The sequence below is a fragment of the Geodermatophilus africanus genome, assembly GCF_900107105.1.
In the GTDB taxonomy this organism is placed as follows: domain Bacteria; phylum Actinomycetota; class Actinomycetes; order Mycobacteriales; family Geodermatophilaceae; genus Geodermatophilus; species Geodermatophilus africanus.
The window spans coordinates 1-13,654 of record NZ_FNOT01000022.1; the positions used below are offsets into that span (position 1 = coordinate 1).

Consider the following 13,654-nt stretch of genomic DNA (forward strand, 5'->3'; position numbering starts at 1 on the left):
CGCGCCCGGTGGGATGTGTCGCGCTCGGGCGGCTGAGCGAGTCGGTGGGTGAGGTGAAGCGGATGTACGTCGCCCCGGACACACGCGGGCTCCGGGTTGGTCGTCTGCTGCTGCGGGGGGTGGAGGAGCTGGCCGCCTCGCGCGGCTACCAGCTGCTGCGCCTGGAGACCGGCACTCAACAACCGGAGGCACTACGGCTGTACGACAGTTCGGGGTGGTCACGCATCGAGTGCTACGGCTACTTCAAAGACGACCCCACGACCATCTGCTACGAGAAGACCGTCTGCCGCTAGTCCCGCTGGCGGATCGCTCACCGGGGCGGTGGATAAGACTTGGTCTGGAGCCGACCTGCCCTCAATCGTTGTCGCAGGCTGTCACCCATCCACGAGACGTGAGCATCCAGGAGGTCTTGGCCTCAGTGTCGCCGCGTCACCGGTTGCATCTGGGCTGACTGCGATGCGATACCCGGGAAGCTTTCCGCCGACGCGGATGAACACCAGTCCGCGCGCATCCGGAGCCCGGCGTCGGCACCTCGACCCGGAGTCTCGTCAGTCGCCATCCGCGTCCCCGGACATTTCGTCGCCGTAGGGATGGACCGGGTTTGCCCAATCGGGCACGACGGCTCGGTGCTCGGTCTGCACCTCGATCTGCGCCTCGGGTGCGACCTGCGCGCTGGCAATCAATTCCTCGATCGGAATCGCGTACGGATTCTCCCTCATGCGGCAAGACTCCTCGAGCGAGAGCCCTTCGTCCACCGCTGCGGACGACGGTGTGGGGCGGGATGGTTTGGGGCCCGGCCTCCCGCCCAAGCTCCCACCCGACCTAGCCGGCGATGGCGTCAGCTGCGTGCCGCCGCCGACACTCAGCGACACCCTGTAGGGGGACGGCGCCTGTTTCGACCACCGGGCCGCTTGCTACAAGCCGTCCCAGTCTGGACCGTTCCCGATGGGGCGTCGGCGATGCTGTGGGCGTGGAGTACGTGTCCAGAGTGCCGCGCGCGCCGCTCGACGACCTGATCCACGACGTCTACTACCTGGCGGGCAGGCCGCCGTACCGCCGGCTGACGCTGCCAGCGGCGCCGGCACCGCTGCTCATCGTCAATCTCGAGGCGCCGTTCCACATCCGCGCGGGCAAGCACATCGAGGCGGCCGAGTACGCCGACGGCTGCGTGGTCAGCACGCCGACTCGTTCGTGGGAGTTCGGCTACCCGATCCCGAGCCGATCGGTCGGCGTGCACTTCAAGCCGTGGGGGCTGGCACCGTTCCTGCCGATGGCCGCGGCCGAGCTGTGTGACCGGTCGGCGACGATCGAACAGGTCTGGGGCCGGCCCGCCATCGCCGAGCTGCGAGACCAGCTGGCCACGGCGGCCGAACCCCACCAGATGCTGACGCTGCTCGAGGAGGCGTTGATGAGTCAGCTGAGTGAGATCCACGGTCTGGATCTGGTCCGCCACGTGAGCACCGCCATCGCGGCGACCGGTGGGACGGTGTCGATCGGCGACTTGATCGCGGCAGGAGGTGTCAGCAGCACCTATCTGGCGCGAAGGTTCAAGGAGATCATCGGCGTCACGCCGAAGCGGCTGGCCCGGGCGCACCGCTTCTCCACCACCGTGCTCGCCATCGACCCCGCCGAACCGATCGACTGGGCAGACCTCGCCGCTCGCGCCGGCTACTTCGACCAGGCGCACTTCGGTCACGAGTTCCGGGAGTTCACCGGCTTCACGCCGACCCGGTACGTCGAGGTCCGGAGGCGTTTCCTGCGCGAGCATCCCGGCCACGTGCTCGACGGCTGGCCGTTGCCGGCCGATTGATTTCTTACAAGAGCGAACAGCTCGACGCGCCGCAGACTTCGGGGACACATCCCATCAGAGGAGTCCCATGAGCAAGGTAGTCATGTACGCGTCGGTGTCGGTCGACGGCTTCATCGCAGCCGAGAACGACGACCCCGGGCCGCTGTTCGAGTGGCTGGTCAGCGGAGAGGTCGCGTTGGACGGGAGCGGTGTGTTGAAGGTGTCGCAGGCCTCCTACGACTACGTCCGGCCGTACTGGGACGAGATCGCGGTGACCATCGCCGGGCGCCATGTCTTCGACATCACCGACGGCTGGGACGGGACGCCGCCGGCTGGGGTCGACCACGTCGTCGTCGTCAGCCACCGGCCGCCGCCCGAGGGCTGGGACCCCGAGGCGCCCTACCACTTCGTCGACGGCATCGAGGCAGCGGTGGCCAAGGCGCGGGAGCTCGCGGGTGGTCGCACTGTCGAGGTCGCGGCCGGAGACGTCGGCAGCCAATTCCTTGCCGCGGGTCATGTCGACGAGGTGCGGATGGACGTCGTCCCCGTTGTGTTCGGGTCCGGCAAGCGCTTCTTCGGGTCGGTCCACGCGCAGCACCTGTTGGAGGATCCTGACGTGGTGATTCAGGGCAACCGAGTGCTTCACCTGCGCTATCGGGTGCGCCATTGACCGATCCCCGTGCGCGCGTCCGCGCGACGATCCGTATGCGGTGACGGCGGCTGCGATCTCCGGCCTGTCCCTAAGGGCGGTACTAAGGGACGGCCACGATCCGCTACCTGCGGTGACCGTCGGGCCCGTCCCTACGAACGCGACCCCGGTTGGCGCGCGATCAGGAGATGGTCCGCAGGTTGCCGTCCGTCGGGTCCGAGTCCGAGATCGGCGTGGTGCCGTGCACCGCAAGCCAGGCGGCTCTCCGGCGAGCTGAGGCCTGGGCAAGCCAGGCGTCCTGCACCAGTTGGGCAAAAATCTGCATGGCGATCCCCCCGAGCCGGTTCGCCTGCACCAGCAGCGAGCTGTGCCCGTCGAAGTGCGGGGTGGTGAAGGACGTTGTCTCATGGGTAACGACCTGCAAGGCTCAGGCTGAAGACTGGTCGCGCGTGGTCATGCCTTTGTGATTTTCAGCCAAACCTGTCCATTATAGCGCTCCGTCTTCAACTTGCTAACCCTTAGCCCGCGTTGACGACATTCGGTTCGAATCCAGCCAAGCCGATGGAACACTAGTCCTCGTCTGGATGATTCATGGCTCTTGCCGACCCACTCGTTACCCATATAATCCGGGAAGATAGGCCATCTTGCCCGTAGGAAGGAAGTCAAGAATACGGCCCCTCTGGCACTATTGGTGACAAACGAATCCAGCATCTGTGCAATTTGTCCCTTGGAGGCATGCGTCCAGATCGAGCGTGCCAGAAAAAAGTCAAAGTTCTCACCGAATACCGAGGCGTCGAAGGATGCGTTATGATCAAACCGCGGCTCCTTGGTCCGCAGCACCTCGGGCTCGAGCAGATGGCGCAAACCCGCTTCCAGCATCGCCCGGTTGGGCTCGATCCCGCACATAATGACCGGAAGCCAGGAAGTGAATGAGCCAATACCCGCCACGCAAGCAGCCGCAACCAACATCCAGGATCTTGGACTGCGGATATAGCCCGACGCGCAGCAAAGTGATTAGTTGAAGCCGTCCAACTCTCTCAAAATCTTTCACGAGACCGCCCAGGAATGTCTCCTTAGCGAGCCGTTCTGCTTTGTGGTGCAGGGTCATCTGGTCATCCTCATCCAGTGAAATTGTCTCAACGGATTGGTCGTTCGGCGGTGGTCAGGACGAGTGCCGCTTTGGCGATGACGCCGCTTCGCTGAGGGCACAATCGGATGCGGTTGAGCGCCTTCCAGCGGGGCGTGAGCAGTGCGATCGCGCGTTCGCCCTGGGCGCGCAGACAGTCGATGAGCTGGTGAAGGGTGAGGGGTGAGGGGTGAGGGGTGAGGGGTGAGGTTATCCGGGTGCAGGGTGCCACCGTCGCGGCGGCGCACGTGGTGATCGGCGAGCACACCGGCGCGGCGTCGGCTTACGTCGGGATGACCCGCGGTCGCACTGCCAACACCGCCCACCTGATCGCCGAGGACCTGGCCGAGGCCCGGGCTCAGTGGATCGCCGTGTTCGGCCGCGACCGCGCCGACCTCGACCCCGGCCATGCCGCGCAGCTCGCCGCCGCCGGGGCCGCTCGCTATGCCCCACCTCACCGCTCGAGCAGGTGCTCGCTGAGCTGCATCAGGCGTGGACGGCGGAGCAGCGCTGCCTGGACCGGCTCGCCCTGTTGCAGCCTATGCGCGACCGGCTGCGCGAGGTCGTCGCGCTCGACGCCGGCCACGCCGGCGAGTTCCCAGCCTTGAGGCCCGATGCCGGACGTCGTCCCTCGTGGCCGAACGGGCCACGCAGCAGGTCGAGGCCAGCGGCTCAGCCGTCACGGTGCAGGCCGAGCGGATCCGCGAGGACCTGCTCGGTGGCTGGGACGGCGAAGTGTGGGCACCGTGTGGGCACGGGGCTCGGTCGTCAAGATCGACAATCATGTACCAAGCCGCTGACCTGCCTTTTGCCGGTGGGGCGGGTGGGGCTCGAACCCACGACCCAGGGATTATGAGTCCCATGCTCTGACCGGCTGAGCTACCGCCCCGCGGTGTCCCAGCCTGCCAGATGCGCGAGCCGCCTCAGGACGCGGTGCCGATGGCGTCGATCGCCGTCCGGGCCTGGCCCCGCAGGGCATCGGAGATCGGCGCGGAGCCGGCGACCTCGGCGGCCGCGGCCTGGCCCTCCTCGCTCGTCACGTACGTCATAAAGTCAGCGACCAGTTCGGCGGTCGGGGCGTCCTCGTACGCCAGGCAGCCCGGGTGGTAGCTGACCAGCGCGATCGGGTAGCTGCCACACTCGGCCGTCGTCCGCTCGAGCTCGAGGGCGAAGTCGTACGGGCCACGGCCGCGCAGCGGCTCGGGCCGCTCGACGACGGCGGCCGCGGCCTCCGGGGTCGGCGCGACGAACTCCTCGCCGACGCCGATGCGGGCCACCCCCGGCTCCCCGGCCTGGGAGAGGTCGGCGTAGCCGACGGTTCCCGCACCACCGGCGACGGCGGCCACCACGCCGGAGTTGCCCTGGGCCGACTCGCCGCCCTCCACCGGCCACTCGCCGTCGGGCCCGAACGGCCAGGCCTCTCCGGCCGCGGCGGCCAGGTACTCGGTGAAGTTCTCCGTCCTCCCGGACCCGTCCGACCGGTTCACCGGGGTGATCGCCAGGGCGGGCATGGCGACGCCGGAGTTGTCCGCGGCGATCGCCGGGTCGTCCCAGGTCGAGATCTGCCGGGCGAAGACCCGGGCCAGCGTGGCGGGGGAGAGGGCGAGGTCCTCGATGCCGGGCACTTGAGCACGACCGCGATCGGCGAGATGTAGTTCGGCAGGTCGAAGACCTCGCCGCCGCAGCGCTCGCGGGCGGTGACGAAATCCTCCTCGTCGAGCGAGGCGTCCGAGCCGGCGAAGTCGATGCCACCGGCGAGGAACTGCTCGCGGCCGCCGCCGGAGCCGACGGGAGTCGTAGTCCACGGTCACGCCCGGCTGGACAGCCGAGTACCCGGCCTCCACCCCTGCATCGCCGCCTGCTGGCTGCTCGCCCCGGCGCCCACGAGGGCGCCGCCGAGGTCACCGGCGGCCACGGCGCCCTGGCCGCGCTCGTTCGGGGGCACGTACTGCGACAGCGCCACCGCCGCACCGGCCACCGCGGCGACCCCGACGGCAGCGGCGAGCTTCCTCCGGGCCGACACCCGCGTCCTCCCGACCTCCGGCCCCGCGCTCGCGCCGGGCGTCCGGGCGTCCGGGCGTCCGCCGCGCGACCCTAGGCGTCGCCCCGGGCCCCACCGACCGGCACCCGGCGGCGGCGCTACACGGGTCCCGCGCCCGGCGGAGGGGCCTGTGGACGACGGCCCGACGGCGTCCACAGCCGTTCGGTGTGGCCGAGATCTCAGTGGGATCTGTCCGAGTCGACGTGTACGCCCCATCCGGAGGGGGAAATCCGCGCCGGTTCGCCCGTCCGTGCAGGTCACCCCACCCATCTCGGTGACCACACCCGTCACCGCTCCGCAGTCGGTCCTTGACGCCCGGTAGTGGATGCAGGTGTCGGACCGCAAGGCGGCACTCCGGCTGCGTTACCCGATCGTGACCCGGGCCGGAGATCCGTGTAGGTTCCCCGACGGCCTCGCCGGGCTCAGCTCCTCGGGAACCGAGGGCCTCGGCGCGGCCACCGCCGAACCGCCGACGTCCCGATGCGGGGCCGAGGCGGACCGGGGACCCACCGAACACCTGGGGTGAGTCCTGCGTGCGCAGGTGCTGCGCGCGCGGGTAGGGCGCCGTCCGGCCCGAACCCGTCAGCTAACTCGGTAGGCGGTCGCGAGGATGGGAGAACAGTCGCCTTGGCGACCCTGCACCGCCAGAACACCGTGCTGCCCTGCGCCGCCCCGCCGCGCCGCCGCCTCCGTGCACCGCGCCGAGCCGTCCTCGTCGCCACCGCGGTGGCCGGGCTCCTGGCCGGCACGCCCGTCGTGGCCGGCGCCGCGCCCGCCACCTCCGAGCAGGCCTCGCTCGAGGAGCAGGTCGCCGCCATCGAGGAGCAGGTCGAGGCGGCGGAGGAGCAGCTCCAGCGGATGACCATCGAGGCCGAAGCCGCCGCCGACGCCGCCCTCGTCGCCCGCGCCCAGCTCGCCCACGGCCAGGCCGAGGCCGAGCGAACCGCCGCGGAGCTGGCCGCCGCCCAGGCCGACGTCGCCAGGGCCGAGGAGGACATCGCCGACCTCGGCCGCGAGGCCTACATGGGCGCCGACGAGCGCTACGGCGACCTCGAGCTCATCCTCGACGCGCAGAGCCCGACCGAGCTGCTGCAGCAGGCCGCCACGATGGAGCAGCTCGGCGACCACCGCGCCGACCGGCTGCAGGAGTTCCTCACCGTCCAGGCGCGGGTCGAGGAGGCCGACCGCGCCGCCCGGGCCGCCGTCGCGCAGCTCGGTGAGCTCGCCCGCAAGGCCGACGAGGCCGAGCGCGCCGCCAACGAGCACCTCGCCCGGGCGCAGGCCGACTACGACGCCCGCGCGGCGGAGAAGGCCCGCCTCGACGAGGAACTCCGCCTGGCCGGCGAGCGGCTGCTCGCCGCGCAGGGCGCTGCCGACGCCGCGGCCGCGTGGAACGCCCGCCAGGCCCAGCAGCAGCAGACACTGGCCAGCGCCTCGAGCACGTCCGGCATGCCGACCGCCGGCCGCGTGACCTCCTGCTATGGCCCGCGCTGGGGGACCATGCACCAGGGCGTCGACATCGCCGCGCCCATCGGCACCCCGATCTACGTGCCGGAGGACGGCGTCGTCCTGCAGGCCGGGCCCGCCAGCGGCTTCGGCCAGGCCGTCTACGTGCAGCACGGCGACGGGCAGATCACCCTCTACGGGCACGTCAACCAGTTCTTCGTCAGCGCCGGCCAGGTCGTCCAGGCCGGTGACCACATCGCCGACGTCGGCAACAAGGGCCAATCCACCGGGCCGCACCTGCACTTCGAGGTGCACCAGGGCGGGCTCTACGCCAGCCGGGTCAACCCGATGCCGTGGCTGCAGTCGCGCGGCATCTCGCTGGGCGGCGCCTGCTGAGGGAGGACCGGCCACACCGACGCGGCCGCCGGGGGAGTGCACCCCCGGCGGCCGCGTCGCGTCTACCGCCGTCCGCGCAGCCGGCCCACCAGCCCGCCCACACCGCCGAGGGTCTGCGCCGCCAGCGCCAGGATCGGGCCGCCGGGGATGCCCGGCGCCGACTGCACGATCGGCGCCAGGGCCAGCAGACCGCCCAGCTCGTGGACCCGCAGCCGCCGCCGGGCCAGCGCGGCGACCGGGTTCACCCGGCCGGAGGCCGCCTCCAGCAGGAGGTCCGCCGGGGCCTCCACCGCGGTGCCACGGACGTCGCCCGCGGGGGTCCGGCGCACCGTCCAGCCGGCGCCGTCCGCGGCGAAGGTCCAGCCGCCCTCCGGCGTCGCCAGCGTCGCCCCGCCGATGACGCCCTCCCGCGCCGCCAGGGCGCCGGTCACGTCGGCCAGTGCGGCCAGCCCGGACTGCAGCACCGCGGGCGGGGGAGGGGCCGCGCCGCAGGGGACCAGGTCCAGGCCGTGCACAGCGAGCTCGTAGGCCTGCCCCAGGACGACGCTCAGCAGCGGCAGCCGGCCGACGACGGCCACCGCCGGTGCGGTGTCGAGCTCCGCCGGCTCCTCGGCGAGGTACCGGGCGGTCGCGTCCCGGTTGCGGCGCAGCGCGGCCAGCACCTCCTCCCGGGAGGCGTCCCGGTGGGCGGCGGTCACCCGCGCGTTCGTCGCGTCGACGGCCGGCGGCGTCCCCAGCCCGCCGGCCCGAGCCGAGGCGATCAGGTCGGGCAGGGCGGCGTGGTCGTCCCAGAGGCCCAGGTGCACGCAGACCTCGTGCACCCGCCACTCGGGCAGCCGGGTCGGCCGCCCGAGGTCGACGGCCGCCGCCTGCTCGAGGAAGGCGTCCCACGCGCCGAGCATCATCGGCCCGACGGTGTCGCGGCCGGCGTCGGCCATCCCGCGGTGCTGGGTGTCCCCGCTCGGCGCCATGGCCGCCTCGTACCCGTGAGGGACGGCGGCAGGCGTGGCGTGGGTCTCCACCCCCGGGGTGAGCCCGGTCAAGGTGGAGTCACTCCACGTCGATGGTGGGGCCAAGGACGGCAGGCCGGCCGCGGACCGCCGCTCTCCTCGCCGTGACGGGGCGCGGGGTCGCCGTGCCGTGCTCCACGCCGCCCTGTACCGGCAGCTGGCCGCCGATGACGACCGCGCCGCCTACTGGGTGCGCCACGTGCGCCTGGGCGTCGGCCTCACCGAGGTCTCCGCCCTCGCCGTCGTCGCGTACGCGCTCGTGACCCCGGGCACCGCCACGCGCACCGCCGTCCTCCTGGCCCTCGCCGGCAGCGCCGTCCTGGCCGCGCCGCTGCTGCTCGTCCTGCCCGTCGCGCAGATGGTCCGGGACCGCCGCGGCAGGCTGCTCTTCTACGGGTGGAGCCTCGCGGTCACCGGGCTGGTCGCCGCCGCAAGCCGGGTGGACGGCGGGACGAGCAGCCCGCTGTTCGCGCTGCTGTTCATCACCCTCGGCTTCATGGCGGTCGCCTACCCGCCGTGGGGCGTGGTCGCGATGGGCGCCGTTATGACCGGGGCCTACCTGGTCTGCGTGACCGGCAGCAGCCTGGACTCCTCGGCGTCTTTCATCGCCGTCGTCATGGCCACCTGCACGGTGCTCTGCGCCATGGCCTCGGAGGATCATTGGGAGTCCTACGAGCGGCAGCAGTTGCTGCTGCACACCTCCGAGGTGCTCGCCGCGACCGACCGTTAACCGGGTGCCTCAACCGCCGGGCCTTCCTCGAGCGGCTGGACCGCGCGGCGGCTGGCGCTGAGGCCGCCTGGGTCGTCTGCCTGGTCGACCTGGACGGCTTCAAGGGCGTCAACGACGGCGCGGGCCACGCCGTCGGGGACGCCGTCCGGCGGGCGGTCACCGCCGCGCTCGGCGGCGTGGTCCGGGAGACCGACACCGTCGCCCGGCTGGGAGGCGACGAGTTCGCCGTCCTCGCGGCGGCGGACGCGGGCGGCAGCGAGGCGCTGGCCGCCCGGCTGCGGGAGGCCGTGGCCGTCGCCGGCGCCGGCACCGGGTTCACCGCGAGCGTCGGCGCCACCGACGTCCGGCCCGGCGACGAAGGGGACGAGATGCTCAGCCGCGCCGACCAGGCCATGTACCTGGCCAAGGGCGCCGGCTGACGCCGAGGCGGTGGAAGCCGGTCCCGCGCCAGGATGGTAGCTACGCAGCGTGAGCGCTTTCCGATACTGCCCCGATCATGTGGTCATGGGCTGTGGACCCACGGGGGAGATCCTGTGGACGGGATGTGGGGTGAGGGTGGATGCGTCCACCGCGTCCATGACCGTGCAGTACCGCCGCTGACCAGCGCGGAGGCGCAGGCGGCGTGACCGTCCCGTCACATCGGACTCATCTGTACCGCCCGCACTGGCGCGATCGGGTGACCATCGTGCACACTGTCCCCGGGACCCCTGGTCCGAGATCGCCGAACACAGCCTGTCACCGAATCGATCGTCCGTTGGGGAAGACGAGACCGATCGAGTCGATGGAGGTGCCTCGTGCAGCGACGGTCTACCCAGGGTGTCGTCTTCGTGCACGCGTGCCCGAAGGCGCTCTGCCAGCACGTCGAGTGGGCGCTCGAGCGCGTCATCGGCGCGCCGGTCTCCCTGTCGTGGGCCGACCAGCCCGCGGCACACGGTTCCTACCGCGCCGAGGTCGCATGGACCGGGGCCCCCGGGACGGGCGCCAAGCTCGTCGCGGCCCTGCGCGCGTGGCCGATGCTGCGCTTCGAAGTGACCGAAGAGGCCAGCTACGGCAACGACGGCGAGCGCATGTCGTACGTGCCCGGCTACGGCGTCTTCCGCGCGCCCACGAGCGCCAACGGCGACCTCGTGGTGAGCGAGCAGCAGCTGCGCAACCTCGCGGCCCACGCCACGTCGATCGAGGCGTTCCGGCACGGCGTCGACGAGCTGCTCGGCGCGGCCTGGGACGCCGACCTCGAGGTCTACCGGCACGCCGGCGACGGCAGCCCGGTCACCTGGCTCCACCAGGTCGTCTAGCGGCCCCGTCCCGAGGGCACGGGTTTCTTCATCACGAACTGGCCACGACCGGGCGGCGGCCCCCCACCCCTCGTCGTAGGCTCACAGCGGTCGTCCGGACGTCGTCGGGGAAGCGGCGTCCGGACGACCTGGCTCTCGCCGACCGGGCCCGGCACCTCAGCGGAGGTGCCGGGCCCGGTCGCGTGCGCTCAGAGCGGGATGTTGCCGTGGGCCCCGCGGCCGGGCGGCGCCGCCGCGAGTGCCGCCGCCAGCCGCTGCCGGGTCCGGGCGGGGTCGACCACCTCGTCGACCACGCCGATCTGCAGGGCCCGGTTCACGCCACCGGCGATCCGCTCGTGCTCGGCGGCCAGCTCGGCGTGCAGCGCCTCGCGCTCGCCGGGCGGGACGGCGGCCAGCTTCTTGCGGTGCAGGATGCCGACGGCGGCCCGGGCGCCCATGACCGCGACCTCGGCCCCGGGCCAGGCGAAGACGGTCGTCGCGCCGAGCGCGCGGGCGTTCATCGCGATGTAGGCGCCGCCGTAGGACTTGCGGGTCACCAGCGTCACCCGCGGCACCACCGCCTCGGCGAAGGCGTGCAGCAGCTTGGCGCCGCGGCGCACCACGCCATCCCACTCCTGACCGACGCCGGGCAGGTAGCCGGGGACGTCGACGAGCACCACCAGCGGGACGCCGAACGCGTCGCACATCCGCACGAAGCGGGCCGCCTTCTCCGCGGAGGCAGAGTCCAGGCAGCCGCCCAGCCGCAGCGGGTTGTTGGCGATCACGCCGACCGTCCGCCCGGCGAGCCGGCCCAGCGCGGTGACGACGTTGGGCGCCCAGCGCGGGTGCAGCTCCAGGGCGGGGCCGTCGAGGACGGCGGCGACGAGCGGCTTCACGTCGTAGGCGCGGTTGGCCTGCTCGGGCAGCAGCGCCCGCAGGTCGACGTCCGGCTCGTCGCCGGCCGGGGCGAACCCGCCCTGGGCGGCGAGCAGGTCGACGGCCTGCCGGGCGGTCTGCAGCGCCGCCTGTTCCGAGTCGGTCACCACGTGGACGACGCCGCTGCGCCGGCCGTGGGTGTCCGGCCCGCCCAGGCTCTCCATGTCCACGTCCTCCCCGGTGACCGAGCGGACGACGTCCGGGCCGGTGACGAAGACCCGGCCGGCCGGGCCCATGATCACCAGGTCGGTGAGCGCGGGGCCGTAGGCGGCCCCGCCGGCGGCCGGGCCGAGGACCACCGAGATCTGCGGCACCCGTCCCGAGGCGCGGACCATCGCCTGGAACACCTCGCCCACCGCGTGCAAGGCCGTGACGCCCTCGGCCAGCCGGGCGCCGCCGGAGTGCCACACCCCGACGACCGGTGCCCGCTCGCGCAGGCCGGTGTCGATCGCGTCGACGATGTGCCGGCAGCCGTCGACGCCCATGGCGCCGCCCATGACCGTGGCGTCGGTGCAGTAGGCGATGGTGCGCGTGCCCGACACCGTGCCCCGGGCCGCCACGACGCCGGAGGTGTCGCGCGGGGCCAGCAGTGACATCGAGCCCGCGTCGAAGAAGCGCGACAGCCGGTCCTCGGGGTCGCGCGGGTCGACGGCGGTGGTCGGGGGGACGGCGTGCAGCGTGGTCATGGGACCTCTCCGGGCCGGACGCGGGGGTGCGAGGACGGCCCGGGCAGGCACGCGGCCGACCCGGGCGGCAGTGGCCCCGCTGCAGGGTCCCGCCGCCGGCCCCGTCCCGAGGCTCGCCCCGAGCGTGCGAGGGGTGAGGTGGACGGGGTCCTGCTACGGCGGGGGCAGCGGGGTCCTTCTCTCTCAGGCGGTGGTGAACACCAGCGCGATGTTGTGGCCGCCGAAGCCGAAGGAGTCGTTGACGGCGGCGGCGAACTGCGCGCGCCGCGGCTCGCGGCGGACGATGTCGAGGGCCTGCACGGCCGCGTCGTCGTCCGGGTCGTCGAGGTTGGCCGTCGCGGGGACGACCTGCTCGCGCAGCGCGAGGATGGTGAAGACCGACTCCAGCGCCCCGGCCGCGCCGAGCAGGTGGCCGGTCTGGCTCTTGGTCGCCGTCACCAGGGTGTGCTCGCCGATCGTGCCCCGGATGGCCGCGGCCTCCGCGGTGTCGCCCACGGGGGTCGAGGTGGCGTGCGCGTTGACGTGGCCGATGTCGGCCGAGGTGAGCCCGGCGTCGCGGACGGCGGCCGCGATCGCCCGGCCGGCACCCTCGCCCTCGGGGTGCGGGGCGACCAGGTCGTAGCCGTCGGCGGTGCCGCCGGCGCCGGCCAGCCGGGCGTGGACGCGGGCGCCGCGGGCACGGGCGGAGTCGCCGCGCTCGAGCACCAGCGCGGCCGCACCCTCGCCGAGCACGAACCCGTCGCGGGCCTTGTCGAACGGCCGGGAGGCGCGCTCGGGCTCGTCGTTGCGGGTGCTCATCGCCCGCATCGCCGCGAAGCCGGCCATCGGCAGCGGGTGCACGCAGGCCTCCGCGCCGCCGACCAGCACGACGTCCGCGCGGTCGAAGCGCAGCAGGTCCAGGCCCCAGCGGATCGCCTCGGCGCCGGAGGCGCAGGCGCTGACGGGTGCGTGCACGCCGCCCTTGGCGCCGATGGCCAGCCCGACCGCAGCGGCCGGGCCGTTGGGCATGAGCATCGGGATGGTGAAGGGCGAGACCCGTTTGGGGCCCTTCTCCTCCAGGACGTCGTCCTGGCCGAGCAGGGTCAGCGCGCCGCCGATCCCGGTGCCGAAGACGACGGCCACCCGCTCGGGGGCGACGCCGGAGTCGGCGGCCCCCGAGTGGCGCCAGGCCTCCTCGGCGGCGACCGCGGCCACCTGCTGGCTGCGGTCGAGCCGGCGGGCGCGGACGCGGTCGAGCTGTCCGGCCGGGTCGGCGGCCAGCCGGGCGACGAGCTGGGCCGGGAACTCCTTGGCCCAGTCGTCGGTGATCCGGCTGACCCCCGACCTCCCGGCCAGCAGTGCGTCCCACGTGCTGGCGACGTCGCTCCCGAGCGGCGTGGTGGCACCGAGACCGGTGACGACGACGTCGCCGACGGACGTGCTCATGACGGGTTCCTCCTGGGACGTCCGGCCGGAGGGCCGGGGGTGTGGCCCCCCTGCAGGGTCCCGCCGCCGGCCCCGTCCCGAGGCTCGCCCCGAGCTCGCGAGGGGTGAGGTGGACGGGGTCCTTGCACGGTGGGGGGCAGGGGGGT

Annotated in this window: 16 protein-coding genes, 1 tRNA gene, 2 pseudogenes and 1 riboswitch; of the genes and pseudogenes, 7 read left to right on the forward strand and 12 right to left on the reverse strand. The window is 72.9% G+C overall.

All coding sequences use genetic code 11. From position 1 onward, the window contains the following. A partial coding sequence (locus BLW63_RS23370) for a GNAT family N-acetyltransferase (protein WP_091161668.1) occupies nucleotides 1-293 on the forward strand: 293 nt, incomplete at its 5' end. Nucleotides 294-548: 255 nt separating this feature from the next. Here the strand turns inward: BLW63_RS23370 and BLW63_RS27120 are convergent. Next, nucleotides 549-719: a hypothetical protein gene (locus BLW63_RS27120; protein ID WP_170856942.1), complete on the reverse strand. Its 171-nt coding sequence runs from the start codon at nucleotides 717-719 to the stop codon at nucleotides 549-551. Between the two features lie 251 nt (nucleotides 720-970). Here BLW63_RS27120 and BLW63_RS23375 point away from each other — a divergent pair, with 251 nt between their 5' ends. Both BLW63_RS23375 and BLW63_RS23380 read left to right on the forward strand, forming a co-directional pair. Next, a complete protein-coding gene (locus tag BLW63_RS23375; protein WP_211517263.1) occupies nucleotides 971-1,810 on the forward strand; it encodes an AraC family transcriptional regulator in 840 nt (279 codons plus the stop codon). A 67-nt stretch (nucleotides 1,811-1,877) separates the two neighbouring features. Beyond that, the gene (locus BLW63_RS23380) at nucleotides 1,878-2,459 is read left to right on the forward strand and encodes a dihydrofolate reductase family protein (RefSeq protein ID WP_091161675.1); all 582 of its coding nucleotides are present in this window, start codon (nucleotides 1,878-1,880) and stop codon (nucleotides 2,457-2,459) included. A gap of 160 nt (nucleotides 2,460-2,619) precedes the next feature. On the opposite strand, the gene BLW63_RS23385 is transcribed toward BLW63_RS23380, so the two are convergent. The 8 genes and pseudogenes from BLW63_RS23385 to BLW63_RS28275 all read right to left on the reverse strand — a co-directional run bounded on the left by BLW63_RS23385 (nucleotide 2,620) and on the right by BLW63_RS28275 (nucleotide 5,587). Then, the gene (locus tag BLW63_RS23385; RefSeq protein WP_091161678.1) at nucleotides 2,620-2,862 is read right to left on the reverse strand and encodes a hypothetical protein; all 243 of its coding nucleotides are present in this window, start codon (nucleotides 2,860-2,862) and stop codon (nucleotides 2,620-2,622) included. Nucleotides 2,863-2,891: 29 nt separating this feature from the next. After that, on the reverse strand, nucleotides 2,892-3,407 hold the full coding sequence (locus BLW63_RS26405; RefSeq protein WP_139263767.1) for a hypothetical protein: 516 nt from the start codon (nucleotides 3,405-3,407) through the stop codon (nucleotides 2,892-2,894). A gap of 167 nt (nucleotides 3,408-3,574) precedes the next feature. Beyond that, a pseudogene (locus tag BLW63_RS23390) lies at nucleotides 3,575-3,733 on the reverse strand (IS5/IS1182 family transposase); the annotation flags it as partial. A 285-nt stretch (nucleotides 3,734-4,018) separates the two neighbouring features. Then, nucleotides 4,019-4,150: a hypothetical protein gene (locus BLW63_RS28805; protein ID WP_342028721.1), complete on the reverse strand. Its 132-nt coding sequence runs from the start codon at nucleotides 4,148-4,150 to the stop codon at nucleotides 4,019-4,021. Nucleotides 4,151-4,379: 229 nt separating this feature from the next. Further along, nucleotides 4,380-4,453 (reverse strand) — tRNA-Ile (locus BLW63_RS23400). A 34-nt stretch (nucleotides 4,454-4,487) separates the two neighbouring features. After that, complete coding sequence (locus BLW63_RS28270) at nucleotides 4,488-5,189, reverse strand: substrate-binding domain-containing protein (RefSeq protein ID WP_244522758.1); 702 nt, start codon at nucleotides 5,187-5,189, stop codon at nucleotides 4,488-4,490. Between the two features lie 56 nt (nucleotides 5,190-5,245). Continuing rightward, nucleotides 5,246-5,311: pseudogene (locus BLW63_RS28710) on the reverse strand (hypothetical protein); the annotation flags it as partial. A 60-nt stretch (nucleotides 5,312-5,371) separates the two neighbouring features. Continuing rightward, nucleotides 5,372-5,587: a hypothetical protein gene (locus BLW63_RS28275; protein WP_244522759.1), complete on the reverse strand. Its 216-nt coding sequence runs from the start codon at nucleotides 5,585-5,587 to the stop codon at nucleotides 5,372-5,374. Between the two features lie 467 nt (nucleotides 5,588-6,054). Next, a riboswitch (cyclic di-AMP (ydaO/yuaA leader) is annotated at nucleotides 6,055-6,221 on the forward strand. Between the two features lie 11 nt (nucleotides 6,222-6,232). On the opposite strand from BLW63_RS28275, the gene BLW63_RS23410 reads away from it, so the two are divergent. Then, complete coding sequence (locus BLW63_RS23410; RefSeq protein WP_091161684.1) at nucleotides 6,233-7,447, forward strand: M23 family metallopeptidase; 1,215 nt, start codon at nucleotides 6,233-6,235, stop codon at nucleotides 7,445-7,447. Nucleotides 7,448-7,509: 62 nt separating this feature from the next. Here BLW63_RS23410 and BLW63_RS23415 read toward each other — a convergent pair whose 3' ends face one another. Then, complete coding sequence (locus BLW63_RS23415) at nucleotides 7,510-8,418, reverse strand: maleylpyruvate isomerase N-terminal domain-containing protein (RefSeq protein ID WP_091161772.1); 909 nt, start codon at nucleotides 8,416-8,418, stop codon at nucleotides 7,510-7,512. A gap of 169 nt (nucleotides 8,419-8,587) precedes the next feature. Between BLW63_RS23415 and BLW63_RS27125 the strand changes: the two genes are divergently transcribed. From BLW63_RS27125 to BLW63_RS23425, 3 genes are all read left to right on the forward strand, one after another. Continuing rightward, a complete protein-coding gene (locus tag BLW63_RS27125) occupies nucleotides 8,588-9,187 on the forward strand; it encodes a hypothetical protein (RefSeq protein WP_170856943.1) in 600 nt (199 codons plus the stop codon). Further along, the gene (locus BLW63_RS27130; protein WP_170856944.1) at nucleotides 9,118-9,606 is read left to right on the forward strand and encodes a GGDEF domain-containing protein; all 489 of its coding nucleotides are present in this window, start codon (nucleotides 9,118-9,120) and stop codon (nucleotides 9,604-9,606) included. Before BLW63_RS27125 ends, BLW63_RS27130 begins: the two co-directional genes overlap by 70 nt. A 375-nt stretch (nucleotides 9,607-9,981) precedes the next feature. After that, nucleotides 9,982-10,482, forward strand: a complete 501-nt coding sequence (locus tag BLW63_RS23425; protein ID WP_091161689.1) for a DUF3145 domain-containing protein — start codon at nucleotides 9,982-9,984, stop codon at nucleotides 10,480-10,482. Nucleotides 10,483-10,670: 188 nt separating this feature from the next. Here the strand turns inward: BLW63_RS23425 and BLW63_RS23430 are convergent, their stop codons facing one another. Further along, a complete protein-coding gene (locus BLW63_RS23430; protein WP_091161692.1) occupies nucleotides 10,671-12,083 on the reverse strand; it encodes an acyl-CoA carboxylase subunit beta in 1,413 nt (470 codons plus the stop codon). Nucleotides 12,084-12,266: 183 nt separating this feature from the next. Then, entirely contained in the window at nucleotides 12,267-13,508 is a 1,242-nt protein-coding gene (locus BLW63_RS23435) for a beta-ketoacyl-[acyl-carrier-protein] synthase family protein (RefSeq protein WP_091161694.1), read from the reverse strand. Nucleotides 13,509-13,654 lie beyond the last annotated feature (146 nt).